This window comes from Pseudomonas sp. Z18(2022) (assembly GCF_036346535.1).
Classification (GTDB): Bacteria; Pseudomonadota; Gammaproteobacteria; order Pseudomonadales; family Pseudomonadaceae; genus Aquipseudomonas; species Aquipseudomonas yamanorum_A.
This window is the reverse complement of sequence record NZ_JAOTOA010000002.1, coordinates 497884-514923: the sequence shown is the minus strand read 5'-3', so window position 1 is coordinate 514923 and position 17040 is coordinate 497884. Positions and strand designations below refer to the sequence as shown.

Sequence of the window (17040 nt, the reverse complement as noted above, 5' to 3'; positions counted from 1 at the left end):
GCGAGATAGAGCCCTCGCAGGGAACAATCAATTCTGTTGATTATTACCATTGTGTTTATGAACTTTTATATCGACTTATCAAGAGTAGCATTAGCCCTGTACCCAATTTATCGCCCTCCCAAGGAGCAACCCATCATGAAACGCCAATTACTCGCAAGCTTTGTACTTTCCGTCCTGGCCACCAGCGCATTTGCCCTGCCAGCTGCTGAACAGGCCACCCCACAAGTGAAAGCCGATGCATCCCACGTAAGCCAGACCCTGGCCCGCAGCGGTGCTTCGGACAAGAACAACACCGACTACAACGGCAGCATCACTGAAAACGGTTCGGAACAAGCCAACAAACGCGCTTACACCGAAGGCGTTGCTGAAGGTGGCCGTGATCGTCTGGAACAGAAAGGCCTGGTTGAAGGTGGCGCTGATCGCCTGATGGAACGCAACGCTGTTGCCGAAGGTGGCCGTGATCGCCTGGAACAGAAAGGTCTGGTTGAAGACGGTTCGAGCCGTGCCAACAAACGCGCTTATGCTGACGGCGTAGTGGAAGGCGGTGCTGACCGTCTGCAAGAACTGCATCAAGCACAGAGCTAAGCCCGTGCTGGCCCTGGAAAAAAGCCCGATCACCCGATCGGGCTTTGACTTTGTGTGAACCGCAACGCCCTTCTCCCTTGTGAAGTTCGACGCTGGCAAAGCTGATTTGCTAGAGTGCGTCGCTGTCCTTGTCCACAAAGCCCGCCTGCCAATGCTGCCCCGTGCCGAACAGAAGCAACAGACCCGACTCGCCCTGATGGACGCAGCCCGCCATCTGATGGAGTGTGGCCGTGGGTTTGGCAGCCTGAGCCTGCGTGAAGTGGCCAAGACCGCCGGCATCGTGCCCACCGGTTTCTACCGTCACTTTGCCGATATGGATCAGTTGGGCCTGGTCTTGGTCAGTGAAGTCGGCCAGACCTTTCGCGCGACGATCCGCCTGGTGCGCCACAACGAATTCGTGATGGGCGGCATCATCGACGCCTCGGTGCGAATTTTCCTCGATGTGGTCACCGCCAACCGTTCGCAATTCCTGTTCCTGGCCCGTGAGCAATACGGTGGCAGCCTTGCCGTTCGCCAGGCCATCGGTGCCTTGCGCGAAGACATCGCCAGCGACCTCGCCGCCGACCTGACCTTGATGCCCAAGCTCCAGCACCTGGATGCCGACGGTTTGCACGTGATGGCCGACCTGATCGTCAAGAGCGTGTTCGCCACCTTGCCCGACATCATCGACCCACCGGCAGAAGCCTTGCCGCCGCACCTCACGCCTCAAGCCAAGATCACTCAGCAACTGCGCTTTATCTTTATCGGCCTCAAACACTGGCAAGGCCTGGGCAGCACCGAATAGGCCGTCAGTGGAAACGCTTGGCCGTGGTGTAGTTCCTGCTCCAATAACTGTTGGCGAGCGAATCGATGCGCACACTCTTGCCCGTGCGTGGCGAGTGAATGAATTTCCCCTCGCCTATATAGAGCCCGACGTGGCTGACCTGCCCGCGCCCATTCCCCCGGAAAAACACCGCATCACCCGGTTTCAATGCATCGCGCTTGACCGTGGCCGCCGTTGACCGGTGCATCGCCGTCGTAGTGCGAGGCAGATGGATGTTGGCTTCGGTCTTGAACAGGTAAACTAGGAAGCTGCTGCAATCGAAGCCCTGCCTCACCGAGGTGCCACCCAGCTTGTAGGGCGTGCCCAGCAGTGAATGGGCGCGTTCGATCACGTTGTCGATAGAAGACGATGGTGCGAGGGACGGGGCACGCTGGAGATTGGCCGAGGCGGATGAAATCGCCAGCGACAGGCTGACAATCAATAAACAGAGAAATGACTTGAACATGGTGGAAACCGCTGTGGATTAAATACGGAGCGGAATCCTAATGAAACGGCGCGTAACTCGACGCACGGCAAATCCTGCAAGTGCGTAGGGAAAATCCCAAGAAACCAAAACTCGCAAAAGGTGAAAGAAATTTCATGCAGCGAGCAATGGAATTCAACGCTGAGCGCCCGAATCCGGTGCTATAAATCCATTCACGCACCAAAATGAAACATTTTGGAATAATTTCCTGCGCCATGAGGTGGCACACGCCGCCTGCCTACAGGGAATTCCCACTCCCCGCGTGGTTGGCAAGACCCTTGCTCTAGCTTGCTTATCGCTCATAGCTGGAAGCTTTCTGATGCTGGTGATCCACCGCCGAATCGCCCCCGAACCCGTCTGGGCCGCCGAGTTGCTGCTGAATTTCGAAGCCCGCAGCAAAAGCCGCCTGCGCTGTTTCAGTGCCGAAGGAGAAGACGTCGGCCTGTTTCTGGAGCGCGGCCAGCCGCCGCTGCACGATGGTGAATTCCTACAGGCTGAAGACGGACGCGTCGTACGCGTGTGCGCCCGCCCTGAACAACTGCTGCACGTCACCTGCGGCAACGCCTTTGAACTGACCCGCGCCGCCTATCACCTCGGCAACCGCCACGTGGCCCTGCAAGTGGGTGACGGCTGGCTGCGCCTGCTCGATGACTACGTGCTCAAGGCCATGCTGGATCAATTGGGCGCCACCACTGAACCCCTTTCAGCGCCGTTCCAGCCGGAACACGGCGCCTATGGCGGCGGCCATCATCACTCCCGTCATGGCGACGAAGACTTCAACTACCCGCCCAAGCTGCACCAGTTCGGCGTTCGTCCATGAACCCAGCCTGGGCGCTGCTGCGTCTGGCCAGTCCGCAGTTGCCGATTGGTGGCTACAGCTATTCACAGGGCCTGGAAATGGCCGTGGAGCAAGCCCGCGTGACCGACCCGGCGAGTGCCGCGCGCTGGATCAGTGATCAATTATTGCTCAACCTGGCGCGCTTTGAGGCGCCGCTGCTGCTCGCCCACTGCAAGGCTGGCGCAGAAGAAGACTGGCCGCGCCTCGCGCAGTTGTGTGAAGAACACCGCGCCAGCCGCGAAACCCGCGAGCTGTATCAGGAAAGTCGGCAGATGGGCTATTCCCTCGCGCAACTGCTCAACGGCTTGCCGGAGCTGGACGCCGCCGCTCGGGATTTTCTGGCGCAACGCGGCGAACCGCATCTCGCACTCGGCTGGGCCCTGGCCGCCCGCGCCTGGCAGATCAGCCCCGACGACGCCCTGGCCGCGTGGCTGTGGAGCTGGCTGGAAAACCAGCTGGCGGTGCTGATGAAGACCTTGCCCCTGGGCCAGCAAGCCGCCCAGCGCCTGACCAGTGAACTGCTGCCGCTGTTGCAACAAGCCCAGCAGGGCGCCAGCCAACTCGACCCCAATCACTACGGCAGCGCCGCGTTTGGCCTGTCCCTGGCGTGCATGGCCCATGAGCGCCAGTACAGCCGCCTGTTCCGTTCCTAGGGCCCCTTATTTTGGAGAATCACATGAACACACAACCCCTGCGCGTCGGCATCGGCGGCCCGGTCGGCTCCGGCAAAACCGCCCTGACCCTGGCCCTGTGCCTGGCCCTGCGCGACCGCTACAACCTGGCGGTGGTCACCAACGATATCTACACCCGCGAAGACGCCGACTTCCTGGTGCGCAACCAGGCCCTGGCGCCCGAGCGCATCATCGGCGTGGAAACCGGCGGCTGCCCCCACACCGCGATTCGCGAAGACGCTTCGATCAACCTTGAAGCCGTGGACCAGTTGAACCGGCGCTTTCCAGGCCTGGACCTGATCCTGGTGGAATCCGGCGGCGACAACCTGTCGGCCACCTTCAGCCCGGAACTGTCGGACCTGACCATCTACGTGATCGATGTGTCGGCTGGCGACAAGCTGCCGCGCAAGGGTGGCCCGGGGATCTGCAAATCCGACCTGCTGGTGATCAACAAGATCGACCTGGCGCCGCTGGTGGGCGCGTCCCTGGAGCTGATGAACAGCGACACCCAGCGCATGCGCGGCGGTAAACCCTTCGTCTTCAGCAATCAGAAAACCGGCGTCGGCCTGGAAGAAATCGTCGCCTTCATTGAACGCCAGGGTCTGCTGACTGCAGCCTGATCAACCTGAACAAGGAGCCTGTCCATGCGCCTCAACACACTTCTCGCCGCCGCAGCCTTGCTGCTCACCCCCGCCCTCGCCTTCGCCCACCCCGGGCATGGCGACAACGGCTTGGTGGCCGGTATCAGTCACCCGCTGGGCGGTATTGACCATCTGCTGGCGATGCTCGCCGTGGGCTTGTGGGCCGCCCAACAGAAAGGTGCGGCGCGCTGGGCGCTGCCGTGCACCTTTGTCGGCACCATGCTGATCGGTGGGATGCTGGGCTTTGAAGGCCTGGCATTGCCGGCGCTGGAAAGCGGGATTGCCGCATCGGTACTCGCGCTGGGCCTGGCGGTGGCGCTGGCGGTACGGCCGCCGTTGTTTGTGGCGGTGGCGGCGACGGCGTTGTTTGCGCTGTTCCATGGCGTGGCTCATGGTCTGGAACTGCCGGACATGTCCAGCCCTTGGGCGTATGCCGCAGGGTTTGTGGCTGCGACGGCGGTTCTGCATGCGGCGGGTTATGCCGTGGTGCGTTTCCTGCCGGCGGCGGCAGCGCCGTTGGTACGGGTGGCCGGGGCGGCTTCGGCGGCGACTGGGGTCTGGTTGCTCGCTGCCTGAGATTTACGGCGTTTCTAATGGCCTCATCGCGGGCAAGCCCGACTCCCACAGTTGACTGAGTACTCCTGTGGGAGCCGGGCTTGCCCGCGATGACGGACTCACAGCCACCACCTACCTCAAGCCTGATACCATGTCGCGCAAACACCCCTGCCGTGACGACGCCAGCCGATGCCCATCGCTCCAAGCTCCGCCCTCAAGCCTCAATTGACCGCCGTGTTGACGCACTTCCACGACCTGATCGTGCCGCTCTGGCAAGGCCCGGGCTGGAATGCCGACCTGGCGCTGCCTTATGAAGCCCTGGACGCCGACCATCGGCCTTTGCCCCCGCAACGCTATCGCGCCATGGCCTGTGCCCGGCAGTTGTACCTGTTCGCCAGCCTGATCGGCGAGCCCGGCGCAGCCTTTGCCGAAGAGCGCGCCGCCGCGCTGTTCCGCTCCCTGCAACGGCACTTCCACGACGCCGAGCACGGCGGCTGGTTCTACAGCATCGACGCCCACGGCAAGCCGCTGGATAAACGCAAAGACCTCTACACCCACGCCTTCATCATCTTCGCCTGCGCCCACTATTGGGCCAAGGTGCGTGAGCCGCTGGTGGAATCGGTGCTCGATGCCGCCCTGGAAGTGGTCGCCGAACGCTTCGCCACCGGCGACGGCCTGTACGAAGCGGTGCTGGAACGTAACTGGTCGTCGCTCAAATCCGGCCCCCTGCAAAACCCGCTGATGCACCTCGCCGAAGGCTTCCTCGCCACCCTGGCCGTGCGTGAAGACGCCGTGACGCAAGACGCCTTGCTGGACCTGGCCAACGCCATGCAGAAGCGCTTCATCGACCGCCAGCACGGCGTGATGATGGAGAAACCGCTGGGCGCTGTGGATAACTGGTTTGAGCCGGGGCACCAGTTCGAATGGTTCTTCCTGCTGGAATCTTCAGACCTGTTGCGTGGCACACCGCTGCACACATCGCTGAACAAAGCGTTCAGCTATGCCGAGCAGAAGGGTGTGGATAACGCGACGGGCGCGGTCAGCGGCATGCTGGCCCTGGACGGCAGCGTGCGCGACGGCACCCAGCGTATCTGGGCCCAGGCCGAATACCTGCGGGCGCTGACCTTGCGGCCCAACAGCGAAGCCGTGCTGCAACGCCAATTGCTGGCGCTGCAACAGCGCTTCCTGCACGACAAAGGCTGGAATGAATGCCTGGATGCCAAGGGGCAAGTCAGCCGACGGGATATGCCGTCGACCACGCCTTACCACTTGGCCACGTGCTACCTGGGCCTTACGCAATCCATTTGCGATCCCCGGTAAAACTGATCGTCAGCCAGCGCGCCGCGTCTGGCTTGCCCAGCCCTGTGGATATCTCTTCGCGCAGCCCGTCCAGGGTGGCGACGTTATCCACCGGGTAATCCGCCGGCAGCACCACATGAATCTCGATAAACCGCGCCCGCCCGTGCTTCTGCACGTAGGACACGTAGTCGTCGAAACCATGCCTGGCCACCGCAGCCTCCATCACTTCGCGCACTTTGCCGTCCAGTTGGTCCGGCACGATCCCCAGCACATCCCGCAGCGCCGGGCGCAGGATCTTGAAGGCCGGCGCCAGCATGCTCAGCGCCAGCAGGATCAGGATCAACGGGTCGACATACACCGCCCACTGCCCATAGCCCTGGGACTTGAGCAACAGCGCAGCCAGGAAGCTCACCAGCAGCCCCACCGACAGCATGGCGTCCACCAGCCAGCTGATGTTGTCGAACTGGATCAGCGACGATTTGAGCGTGCGATTGCGGTAGCGTACGTAGAAGAAATAGGCGAACTCGACAACGGTAAACACCGCCGCGTAGATGATCACCAGGCCCAACTCGATATCGCGCCCGCCATTGATAATGCCGAACACACCGTTGAGAAACGCATAGATGGCGATCAGCAGCAAAAAGCTGCCTTCGATCAGCAGCACCATGGGTTCCAGGTGCCAATAACCGAACTGGAAACGCTCGTTGCTTTTCTTGGCGATCAGCTTGGCCGTGATCAGCATCAACACCTTGATGGCGGTGGCGATCAGCGAGAAAAAGCCGTCGAATAAAATCGATTGGGCGCCCGACACCACACCCGTGACAATCCCGGCGATCGCGACCGCGAACATCAGAATCGTCGATTGTTTGAGCAGCGACTGCTCACCTCGGTTACTCACATATCCTCCTGTCAAAACCTTGAAACCGCAGAGCGCGGCGGGGTTTTCCGGAGTGGAGTGTACCTTATGTCCTGTTTTGGCCGATTTGCCGCATTTTCCAGGCTGACAAAAAACCTGTGGCGAGGGAGCTTGCTCCCGCTGGGGCGCGTAGCGGCCCTGGCTTTTTTGGGGCCGCTTCGCAGCCCAGCGGGAGCAAGCTCCCTCGCCACAAAACCCCGGTGTGCTTAGCCCTTGGCACCACGCTCAATCGCAAACCCGGCCCAGGTCTGGCTCACCGGCATCAGCTCCAGGCGGTTGATGTTCACGTGCGCCGGGGTGTTCAGCACCCAGAAGATCGTGTCCGCAATATCCTGCGGCTGGATCGGCTCGGCACCGGCGTAGGTCGCGTCATAACGCGCCTGGTCACCGGCAAAGCGCACCAGGGAGAACTCGCTTTCACACAGGCCCGGCTCGATGTTAGTCACCCGCACGCCCGTGCCTTGCAAATCACAGCGCAGGTTCAGCGAGAACTGTTTGACGAAGGCCTTGGTGCCGCCATACACGTGGCTGCCCGGGTACGGGTAGCTGCCGGCGATGGAACCGAGGTTGATGATGCCGGCGCCACGGCCATGGGCGATCAGGCGCGGCAACAGCAGGCTGGTGGTGGTCAGCAGGCCCTTGATGTTGGTGTCGACCATGGTTTCCCAATCGTCGAGGCTGCACTTGGGCGCCGGGTCGGTACCCACCGCCAGGCCGGCGTTGTTGATCAGGCCGCGCAGGGTGCTGAAGGATGGCGGCAGGTTGGCGATCGCCTCTTCCATGGCCTTGCGGTCACGTACGTCCACCACCAGGCCGTGCACTTCGGTCTGCTTGGAAAGCTCGGCGCACAGGGCGTTCAGACGCTCTGCGCGGCGGCCGGTGAGCACCAGTTTCCAACCGGCTTCGGCAAAACGCCGGGCACAGGCTTCGCCAAAACCCGAGGTCGCGCCAGTAATAAACAGCGTATTGGACATGGTGTTCTCCTTGCAGGGCTACGAGGTAAAAAATCAGCCAGCAGAATGCCCGGCCCGCGGGCTGGCGGCAACTGATACACGCTGTGAATAGAGGTGAACGCCTCTCATGTTGTACAAAATTCAACCAACCACTCGAAACCCATACAGGCCGGGGCATGCAGCCATGTGCGCGCACGTTATCCACAGCCCCGTCCACAGTCTTTGGGGGCAAGTGCAAAAGCTGAAAGCCGCGGGATACAAGGCTTCCAGCGCGATTCAAAAAGTTTTTTGCTTGACCTTGGCCCAGCCGTATGTAGCCCGGTTCAAAACGGTGCAACCAGGACGATGGCTCCAGGCCAGTCATTCCGGCCTCTGCGGCACTCTTTCCAGAGTTTAGTCACAGACTTATCCACAGGGTGGAGTGACATATTCCGGTCATATACCTGTGTCTTTAAACAGGTTGACAAACCCCGCGGACGGCCGCGAAAAAACCGCTGATCAAAAAATAACCACCACGCTGCAAGCCGCGAAAACAAAGGCCTCCAGCCAGCTACTCCCACGTTACCCACAGCCGGTTCCACAGTGGTTGGGGACAAGTCAAAACTGTGACAAAACAGGGATTTGCGGCGGCTATATGTCGCGCTTTGGCAGGTGCCCGGATTTGTTGTCCACAATTTTGGGAAAGCCTGCAGGCGACGCAAAAAAATGTGGGAGCTGGCTTGCCTGCGATGCAGACACCTCGGTCATTCAGGCAAACCGAGGTGATGCTATCGCGGGCAAGCCCGGCTCCCACAGGAGGGTTATGCGCCAGGCTTAATGCCCGCCGAGGTAGGCGTTACGCACTTCCTCATTCACCAGCAGCTCCTTACCGGTGCCTGTGAGGCGGATCTCGCCGTTGACCATCACGTACGCCCGGTCCGACAAGCGCAACGCATGGTTGGCGTTCTGCTCCACCAGAAAGATGGTCATGCCGGTGGACGCCAGCTCCCGCAGTGTGGAAAAAATCTGCTTCACCACAATCGGCGCCAGCCCCAGGCTCGGCTCGTCCAACAGCAACAGCTTGGGCCGGCTCATCAGCGCACGGGCGATGGCGAGCATCTGCTGCTCACCACCGGACATGGTCATCGCCCGCTGGTTACGCCGCTCCTTGAGCCGCGGGAACAGCTCGAACATGCGCTGCATGTCCTCGGTGGCAAACTTGTCGCCAATCGGGATGGTGCCCATCAGCAGGTTTTCCTCGACGGTCATGTCGGGGAACACCCGCCGCCCTTCCGGCGACTGCGCAATGCCGTTGGAGGCGATGTAGTGGGACGACTTGTGGGTAATGTCGACACCGCGGTAGATGATCTGCCCCGACTCGGCCCGTGGCTGGCCGAAGATCGACATCAGCAGCGTGGATTTACCCGCGCCGTTGGAGCCGATCAGGCTCACGGTTTCGCCTTCGTTGATGTGCAGCGAGACTTTTTTAAGCGCCTGGATCGGGCCGTAGAACACGTCCAGGTCTTTCAGTTCGAGGATTGGCTCACTCATACCAGTTCCTCTTCATCAGCGCCCAGGTAAGCCGCGATCACTTTAGGGTCATTGCGGATTGCTTCAGGGCCGCCCTCGGCAATCACGTTGCCGTGGTCCAGCACCACGATGTGGTCGGAAATACTCATCACCATGCCCATGTCGTGCTCGATCAGCACCACCGTGAGGTCGTGTTCATCCCGCAGCAGGCGAATCATCGCGCTGAGGGCTTCGGTTTCCTGGGGGTTGAGGCCGGCAGCCGGTTCGTCGAGGCAGATGATCTGCGGCCGGGTGCACATGGCGCGGGCGATTTCCAGGCGGCGTTGCTGGCCGTAGGACAGTTCGCCGGCCAGGCGGTTGGCGCAGTCCACCAGGTCCACCACTTCCAGCCAGTAGAACGCATGGTCGAGGGCGTCGCTTTCAGCCTTGCGGTAGCCCTTGGTGTTGAGGATACCCGCGAGCATGTTGCGGTTGACCCACATGTGCTGAGCCACCAGCAGGTTCTCCACCACCGACATTTCCTTGAACAGGCGAATGTTCTGGAAGGTGCGCGCCAAACCGGCACGGTTCACCAGGTGAGTGCCACCGAACATTTTGTAGAACACCCGGCTGAAGAAGCTTTTCGGTGAGACAAAGTCGGTGGCCTTGAAGCGCTCGCCGAGCAACTGGATCACGTTGGTCTGCTTGCCGCGCACATTGAGTTCGATCTTGCCGCCGGAGGCTTTGTAGAAACCGGTCAGGCAGTTAAACACCGTGGTCTTGCCGGCGCCGTTGGGGCCGATCAGGGCGAAGATCGAGTTGCGTTCGACCTTGAGGCTCACATCGCTCAAGGCCTTGATGCCACCGAAGTGCATCATCAGGTGTTCAACGGAGAGGACGACTTCCTTGCTCATGGCGCCACTCCTTTACGTGGGACGACACCGGTACGGCTGATGCGAATCAGGCCTCGTGGTCGCCAGATCATCATCACCACCATCAACACGCCGAACAGCAGCACGCGGTATTCAGAGAAGCTGCGCAGCAGTTCCGGCGCCACGGTCAACACGAACGCGGCAATCACCACGCCGACGGTGGAGCCCATGCCGCCCAACACCACAATGGCGAGGATCAGCGCCGACTCGAAGAAGGTGAACGACGACGGGTTGACGAAGCCCTGGTAGCTGGCGAAAAACACCCCGGCCAAACCGGCAGTGGACGCGCCGATGGTGAACGCCGAGAGCTTCACCAGCACGTGGTTGAGGCCCATGGAACGGCAGGCGATTTCATCTTCGCGCAAGGCTTCCCAAGCGCGGCCCACCGGCATGCGAGTCAGGCGGTGCTTGATGTACAGCACCAGCAGCACCACCAGGAACAGCACGATGTAGATAAACAGGAATTTGATGTTGGGGTTGTAGTCGATGCCGAAGAACTCGTGGAACGGCACCCCGCCATCCTTCGCCTTGCGCACAAACTCCAGGCCGAAAAACGTGGGCGACGGCACAGGCATGCCGTTCGGGCCACCGGTAAACGACAGCCAGTTGTTCAGCACCAGGCGGATGATTTCACCGAAGCCCAGGGTCACGATCGCCAGGTAATCCCCGTGCATTCGCAGCACCGGGAACCCGAGTATGCACCCCGCCAACGCGGCACAGATGGCCGCCAGCGGCAGTACCGACCAGAAGCCCAGACCGAGGTATTGATAACCCAGCGCCAGGCCGTAGGCACCGATGGCGTAGAACGCCACGTAGCCCAGGTCAAGCAGCCCGGCCAGGCCCACCACGATGTTCAGGCCCAGGCCCAGCAACACGTAGATCAGCCCGAGGATCACCACGGTCAGCAGGTATTTGTTGGCGAAGAACGGGAACACGATGGCAATCACGATCAACGCCGGGATGATCCAGCGCAGGCGCGATTTGTAGTCCGGCTTGAGTACATGCACACCGGAGCCGGTGCTTTCAAAGCCCTGGAGAATCCGCAGGCCCTTGGGGGTTTGCAGGAACAGGCTCATGGCAAACCGGCCGACCATCACAATGGCCACCAGGATGCCGACACGCGCCGGTTCCAGGTTGAAGCTGTAGCCGTCGAGGACCACGCCGACGATCGGACCGAACACGATCAGCGAAATCAGCCCGGCGAGTACCGCATCGACGACACTTTTCTTGATATCGATAGAGTAGGCAGCAGACATAGTTATACCTTCGCCACGAGTGGGCGACCGAGCAGGCCCTGGGGACGGAAAATCAGGATCACCACCAGCAGGGAGAAACTGAACACGTCTTTGTAGTCAGAGTTGATCAACCCCGAGAACAGCGACTCGGAAATACCCAGGATGATCCCGCCCAGCATGGCCCCAGGCAGGGAACCGATGCCGCCGAGTACCGCTGCGGTAAATGCCTTGATGCCGATGATGAAGCCGGCATAGAAGTCGAACGTGCCGTAGTTCAGGGTGATCAGCACACCGGCCAACGCGGCCATGGCGGCACCGATCACGAATACGTAGGAGATAACCCGGTCGGTGTTGATGCCGAGGATCGACGCCATTTTGCGGTCTTGCTGGGTTGCGCGGCACATGCGGCCGAGCTTGGTGTACTTGATGATGTAGGTCAGCAGGCCCATGCCGACGAACGCGGCCACCAGGATAAACACCTTGGTGTAGGTCAGCTGCACGAACCCGGTGCCGATATCGACTCTCCAGGCGCCGGCCAGCAGCGTCGGGATGCCTTGTTGCTTGGCGCCCTGGGCGATCTGCGCGTAGTTCTGCAGGATCAGCGAGATACCGATGGCGCTGATCAGCGGTGCCAGTCGGGTGGAGTTGCGCAGCGGTTTGTAGGCGACACGCTCGATGACCCAGCCGTAAACGCCGGTAACGACGACGGTGAAGATCAGGGTGCCAAGGATGAGCAGCGGGAAGGATTCGATGCCGAAGTAAGCCAGCAGTGCCAGACTGATCGCCGCGAGGTAAGCGGAAATCATATAAACCTCGCCGTGGGCGAAGTTGATCATGCCAATGATGCCATAGACCATTGTGTAGCCGATGGCGATCAAGCCATAGACCGACCCGAGGGTCAGCCCATTGACCAGTTGCTGCAGGAAAATACCATCCATAACGCAATCTCACGCAGTGAGAGCCTGCACACCTGTGGGTGTGCGGATCTTCTAGGAGGAAAAGACAGACACAAAAGGGCTGGCAACCAAGTCCCCGTGTGGGAGCTGGCTTGTGTGGGAGTCGGGCTTGCCCGCGATGCAGACACCTCGCAATGTCAGTCAAACCGAGGTGACGCTATCGCAGGCAAGCCAGCTCCCACAAAAGCCCGGCTCCCACAGGGTCAAGTGGCGTCTAACCGATCGCGCTAACTATTACTTCTGCTTTTCCAGCTGGTGATACTTGCCGTCCTTGTCCCACTGGTAAACCACATAGTCGGAGACTTTCAGGTCGCCCTTGGCGTCCCAATTCTTCTCGCCCATGACGGTTTTGACCGGGTGGGCTTTGAGCCACTTGGCCGCGTCTTCACCCTTGTTGGACTTGGCGCCATTGAAGCCAGCGGCCAGGGCCTGGATCGAAGCGTAGGCGTACAGGGTGTAGCCCTCAGGCTCGGTACCATTTTTGCGGAACTCTTCCACGACGGTCTTGCTGTCTGGCAGCAGGCGCGGGTCGGCGCCGAAGGTCATGTACACGCCATTCACGTACTGTGCACCGCCGGCGGTTGCTACCAGTTCATCGGTGACCACACCGTCATCGGACATGAACTTGACGTCTTTGAGGCCCGCTTCACGAATCTGGCGAACCAGTGGACCGGCTTCCGGGTGCAGGCCGCCGAAGTACACGACGTCAGCACCGGTGGAGCGGATCTTGGTGACCAGGGCGCTGAAGTCTTTCTCGCCACGGGTCAGGCCTTCTTCCAGCACCGGCTTCACGCCGCGCTTGGTCAACTGCGCCGCGGTGGCATCAGCCAACCCTTTGCCGTAGGTGTCCTTGTCGTTGATAACCGCGACTTTCTTGCCCTTGAGCACGTCGACGATGTAGTCGCCAGCCACGATGCCCTGCTGGTCGTCACGGCCACACATACGGAACACTGCCGACAGGCCGCGCTCGGTGACCTGTGGGTTGGTGGAGCCCGGGGTGATCATGATGATGCCCGCTTCGTCGTAAACCTCAGACGCCGGGATAGTGTTGGACGAGCAGAAGTGCCCGACCACGCCGATCACTTTGTCCTGGTCTGCCAGACGGTTGGCCACGGCCACGGCTTGCTTGGGTTCGCAGGCGTCGTCGCCGGCCACCAGCTTGATCTGCTCGCCGTTGATGCCGCCAGCCTTGTTGATGACATCGGCTGCCGCCTGGGCACCCTTCATGTACTGCTCACCAAATGCCGCGTTGGCGCCGGTCATCGGCCCCGCTACGCCAATCTTCACATCAGCTTGAGCAAACGCAGAAACACCCAGCGCAGCAGCAACTGCGAGGGCTACAAAACCTTTCTTGTAAAACGTCTGGGACATGAGTGGTGCTCCGAGGTTTTTGTTGAATTGGCACTGCAGCTTCACTTCAAAAACTTTCAGCGAAAGCCCAGAGCAAGCGGCGTGCCATTACGTTTTTATTATTCAAAAAGACACGGTGTCATTGTTATTGCAGGTTTTTGGGCGCCTTTTGATTGGACGTGCAACCGTCTATCTCAGCTAGGTGCAACCATTGGATCCATAAAGTGCAACCCGACGGGTCAAGCACTGCAACCCGGCCATTAAAGGGCCACCCTTGAACCTGTAACAGCGTGCGTAACGGAAGTGCACATTTACAGTGCGTTACTGCTACGACTCGCACCAATACAGATTAGTAGCCGGCTAAGAAAATGCAGGCTTCTGAGGGGTATTTCGTTGATCAGATCACGATCCGCAGGCATTGGCCCGCGTGATACAGCGAGAATCCTGCCTCATACAAACAGCTGCGCAGGCCGACACCGGCCAAGGGCTGCATCGGTGCGAACGGAATCGGCAACGCCTGTGGATCCTGGCGACACAGGTAATCGGCAAAGGCTTTGCCCACCACACTGCCGGTCGTCACCCCACGCCCGTTGTAACCGGTGACCGCCACCAGCCCCGGCGCCGGTTCGAACAGGCGCATCAGGTGGTCCGGGGTGAAGGCGATACAGCCGGTCCAGGTGCATTCCCACTGCACCGGCTTGAGGTACGGGAAGTAGTGCTGCTGCACCCGATCGGCCCAGGCCTTGAGGAACCACGCGGGTTTCTGGTTGCCATTGCCCAGGCTGCCGAGCAACAGCCGGCCTTCGGCATCGCGGCGGATGCTGCTGAGAACCTGGCGGGTGTCCCAGGAGCCCTGGCCGCCGGGGAGGATTTGTTGCGCGGCGTCGTCGGTCAGCGGGGCCGACGCCACCTGGTAGTAATAGCCGGGGAAAAAGTTGCGGCGCAACTCGGTCCACTCGCCCTCGGTGTAGGCGTTGGAGGCGATCACCACTTGTTCGGCCTGCACCGAGCCCTGGGCAGTTTGCACAGACCAGCGTTGGCCCTGGCGCTCCAGTTGGGTGACCGGGGAATGGTCGAACAGTTGCCCGCCCAACCCGACGGCGGCATTGGCCAAGCCGCTGGTGTAGGCCATCGGGTTCAGGGTGCCCGCACGCCGATCCAGCAAGGCGGCGGCGATCTTTTTAGTACCGGTGGCTTGCTCGCAGGCCGCGCCGGTCAACAGCTCCACCGGGGCGCCGCGACGCTTCCATTGTTCTTCACGACTGCGCAGATCCGCCTCGCCACGGGCGTTGTGCGCCATGTGCAAGGTGCCCTCGCGGCGCAGTTGGCAGTCGATGTTGTATTTGTCGATCAGGCTGAACACCAGGGACGGTGCCGCGCCGAGCATGCGGTTGAGCTGGCTGCCTACCGCTTCGCCGAAACCGGCTTCGATCTCGTCCGGAGGAATCCACATCCCGGCGTTGACCAGGCCCACGTTGCGCCCCGAACCACCGTGGCCGGTGCGATGGGCTTCGAGTACGACGACGCTTTTACCTTGTTCCAGCAAGTGAATGGCCGCCGACAAACCGGTGATACCGGCACCGATCACGCACACATCCACGTTGACCTCGCCCTTGAGCGCGGCACGATCCGGCCGGCCAGGGGTGAGCTGTTCCCACAAACATGCTTCGCGTAATGCCATTGCCAGACTCCGATGAGACCTAACAAACCACTATTTTTGATGTGCGAACCCGATCAAATGTAGGAGCTGGCTTGCCTGCGATAGCATCAACTCGGTGTAACTGATGTACCGAGTTGTGCACATCGCAGGCAAGCCAGCTCCTACATGAGCAGAGACTCAGTCGAAGGTAATGCCCTGGGCCAGCGGCAGTTCCAGCGAGTAGTTCACGGTATTGGTCTGGCGACGCATGTACCCGCGCCATGCATCCGAACCCGACTCACGCCCGCCGCCGGTCTCTTTCTCACCGCCAAACGCGCCACCAATCTCCGCGCCGCTCGGGCCGATGTTGACGTTGGCGATCCCGCAGTCGCTGCCCACCGCCGACATGAACTGCTCGGCTTCACGCACGTCGGTGGTGAAGATGCACGACGACAGGCCTTGAGGCACGGCGTTGTTCAGGCGCAGCGCTTCAGCGAAATCGGTGTAGCCCACCACGTACAGGATCGGCGCGAAGGTTTCGGTGCACACCACGTCACTCTGCTCCGGCATTTCCACGATGGCCGGCGACACGTAGTAGGCATTGGGGAATTTATCTTCCAGTTGACGCTTGCCGCCAAACACCCGGCCGCCTTCGCTCAAGGCCTGTTCCAGGGCGTCCTGCATGTTGTCGAAGCTGTGCTTGTCGATCAGCGGGCCGATCAGGTTGCCTTCCAGCGGGTGGCCGATGCGCACCTTGGAGTAAGCAGCCTTGAGGCGGGTGACAATTTCTTCTTTCACCGACTCATGGGCGATCAACCGGCGCAGGCTGGTGCAGCGCTGGCCGGCGGTACCGACGGCGCTGAACAGGATCGCGCGCACGGCCATGTCCAGGTCGGCGCTTGGGCCGAGGATCATGGCGTTGTTGCCGCCCAGTTCGAGAATGCTGCGGGCAAAACGCGCGGCGACTTTCGGCGCCACTTCGCGGCCCATGCGGGTGCTGCCGGTGGCGCTGATCAGCGCCACACGCGGGTCATCCACCAGTGCGGCACCGGCGTCACGACCACCGATGATCACTTGGCTCAGGTACTCGGGGGCACCGTCGAATTTCTTCAGCACGCGCTCGAACAGCGCCTGGCAGGCCAAGGCGGTGAGCGGGGTCTTTTCCGAGGGTTTCCAGATCACCGCGTTGCCGCACACCAGTGCCAGCGCGGTGTTCCACGCCCACACGGCCACCGGGAAGTTAAAGGCGCTGATCACGCCGACTACGCCCAGCGGGTGCCAGGTTTCACGCATATGGTGGCCCGGGCGCTCGGAGGCGATGGTCAAGCCATACAGTTGGCGCGACAGGCCGACGGCGAAGTCGCAGATGTCGATCATTTCCTGCACTTCACCCAAACCTTCCTGGGTGATCTTGCCGGCTTCCCACGACACCAGCTCGCCGAGGTCGGCCTTGTATTCACGCAACACGTCGCCGAACTGGCGCACCAACTCACCACGACGGGGTGCCGGCACCTTGCGCCAGGCGTCGAATGCATGCTCGGCGCGACTGACCTGCTGCTCCACCTCGGCGGCGCCTTCCCAGTGCACGCTGGCAATCCGGCTGCCATCAATGGGCGAATGCACGGGCTGTTTGCCCGACTGGTACAGCGCCGGGTTTACCCCGAGACGATCAAGCAATGCGGCAACCATGGGTCAC

The 17040-nt window shown here is 61.1% G+C and carries 17 protein-coding genes; 7 read left to right on the top strand and 10 right to left on the bottom strand.

The features are described 5' to 3' along the window. The first annotated feature begins 135 nt into the window (after positions 1 to 135). Both V3W39_RS07605 and V3W39_RS07600 read left to right on the top strand, forming a co-directional pair. The gene (locus V3W39_RS07605) at positions 136 to 585 is read left to right on the top strand and encodes a hypothetical protein (protein WP_177041335.1); all 450 of its coding nucleotides are present in this window, start codon (positions 136 to 138) and stop codon (positions 583 to 585) included. Between the two features lie 151 nt (positions 586 to 736). Beyond that, positions 737 to 1369 carry a TetR family transcriptional regulator gene (locus V3W39_RS07600; protein WP_177041333.1) on the top strand — a complete coding sequence of 211 codons (633 nt, stop codon included), beginning with the start codon at positions 737 to 739 and terminating at the stop codon, positions 1367 to 1369. Between the two features lie 4 nt (positions 1370 to 1373). On the opposite strand, the gene V3W39_RS07595 is transcribed toward V3W39_RS07600, so the two are convergent. Continuing rightward, entirely contained in the window at positions 1374 to 1853 is a 480-nt protein-coding gene (locus V3W39_RS07595) for a C40 family peptidase (RefSeq protein ID WP_330212439.1), read from the bottom strand. A 337-nt stretch (positions 1854 to 2190) separates the two neighbouring features. Between V3W39_RS07595 and ureE the strand changes: the two genes are divergently transcribed. The 5 genes from ureE to V3W39_RS07570 all read left to right on the top strand — a co-directional run bounded on the left by ureE (position 2191) and on the right by V3W39_RS07570 (position 5896). Continuing rightward, complete coding sequence (gene ureE / locus V3W39_RS07590) at positions 2191 to 2691, top strand: urease accessory protein UreE (protein ID WP_330212438.1); 501 nt, start codon at positions 2191 to 2193, stop codon at positions 2689 to 2691. After that, positions 2688 to 3362, top strand: coding sequence for an urease accessory protein UreF (locus tag V3W39_RS07585; RefSeq protein ID WP_330212437.1), 675 nt, complete (start codon positions 2688 to 2690; stop codon positions 3360 to 3362). The genes ureE and V3W39_RS07585 overlap by 4 nt, the downstream gene beginning before the upstream one ends. A 23-nt stretch (positions 3363 to 3385) precedes the next feature. Continuing rightward, positions 3386 to 4000, top strand: coding sequence for an urease accessory protein UreG (gene ureG / locus V3W39_RS07580; protein ID WP_003217431.1), 615 nt, complete (start codon positions 3386 to 3388; stop codon positions 3998 to 4000). A 24-nt stretch (positions 4001 to 4024) separates the two neighbouring features. Beyond that, positions 4025 to 4597, top strand: coding sequence for a HupE/UreJ family protein (locus tag V3W39_RS07575; protein WP_177041325.1), 573 nt, complete (start codon positions 4025 to 4027; stop codon positions 4595 to 4597). 168 nt (positions 4598 to 4765) lie between these two features. Beyond that, on the top strand, positions 4766 to 5896 hold the full coding sequence (locus V3W39_RS07570; protein ID WP_177041324.1) for an AGE family epimerase/isomerase: 1131 nt from the start codon (positions 4766 to 4768) through the stop codon (positions 5894 to 5896). Here the strand turns inward: V3W39_RS07570 and V3W39_RS07565 are convergent. The 9 genes from V3W39_RS07565 to amaB all read right to left on the bottom strand — a co-directional run bounded on the left by V3W39_RS07565 (position 5868) and on the right by amaB (position 17033). Next, entirely contained in the window at positions 5868 to 6773 is a 906-nt protein-coding gene (locus tag V3W39_RS07565) for a cation diffusion facilitator family transporter (RefSeq protein ID WP_177041323.1), read from the bottom strand. The genes V3W39_RS07570 and V3W39_RS07565 overlap by 29 nt on opposite strands. A 224-nt stretch (positions 6774 to 6997) precedes the next feature. Further along, the gene (locus V3W39_RS07560) at positions 6998 to 7765 is read right to left on the bottom strand and encodes an SDR family oxidoreductase (RefSeq protein WP_169386496.1); all 768 of its coding nucleotides are present in this window, start codon (positions 7763 to 7765) and stop codon (positions 6998 to 7000) included. Positions 7766 to 8557: 792 nt separating this feature from the next. Beyond that, entirely contained in the window at positions 8558 to 9274 is a 717-nt protein-coding gene (locus tag V3W39_RS07555) for an ABC transporter ATP-binding protein (RefSeq protein ID WP_003217439.1), read from the bottom strand. Beyond that, positions 9271 to 10146, bottom strand: a complete 876-nt coding sequence (locus V3W39_RS07550; RefSeq protein ID WP_010173909.1) for an ABC transporter ATP-binding protein — start codon at positions 10144 to 10146, stop codon at positions 9271 to 9273. Before V3W39_RS07550 ends, V3W39_RS07555 begins: the two co-directional genes overlap by 4 nt. After that, positions 10143 to 11420 (bottom strand): high-affinity branched-chain amino acid ABC transporter permease LivM, encoded by a 1278-nt coding sequence (gene livM, locus V3W39_RS07545; protein ID WP_294739450.1) that lies wholly within the window; start codon positions 11418 to 11420, stop codon positions 10143 to 10145. Before livM ends, V3W39_RS07550 begins: the two co-directional genes overlap by 4 nt. Positions 11421 to 11422: 2 nt before the next feature. Continuing rightward, positions 11423 to 12337, bottom strand: a complete 915-nt coding sequence (locus tag V3W39_RS07540) for an ABC transporter permease subunit (protein WP_003217447.1) — start codon at positions 12335 to 12337, stop codon at positions 11423 to 11425. Between the two features lie 252 nt (positions 12338 to 12589). After that, entirely contained in the window at positions 12590 to 13726 is a 1137-nt protein-coding gene (locus V3W39_RS07535) for a branched-chain amino acid ABC transporter substrate-binding protein (protein ID WP_177133081.1), read from the bottom strand. Positions 13727 to 14102: 376 nt separating this feature from the next. Next, positions 14103 to 15386 (bottom strand): L-pipecolate oxidase, encoded by a 1284-nt coding sequence (amaA, locus tag V3W39_RS07530; RefSeq protein WP_330212436.1) that lies wholly within the window; start codon positions 15384 to 15386, stop codon positions 14103 to 14105. Between the two features lie 156 nt (positions 15387 to 15542). After that, a complete protein-coding gene (gene amaB / locus V3W39_RS07525) occupies positions 15543 to 17033 on the bottom strand; it encodes an L-piperidine-6-carboxylate dehydrogenase (protein WP_177041315.1) in 1491 nt (496 codons plus the stop codon). Between the last annotated feature and the right edge of the window lie 7 nt (positions 17034 to 17040).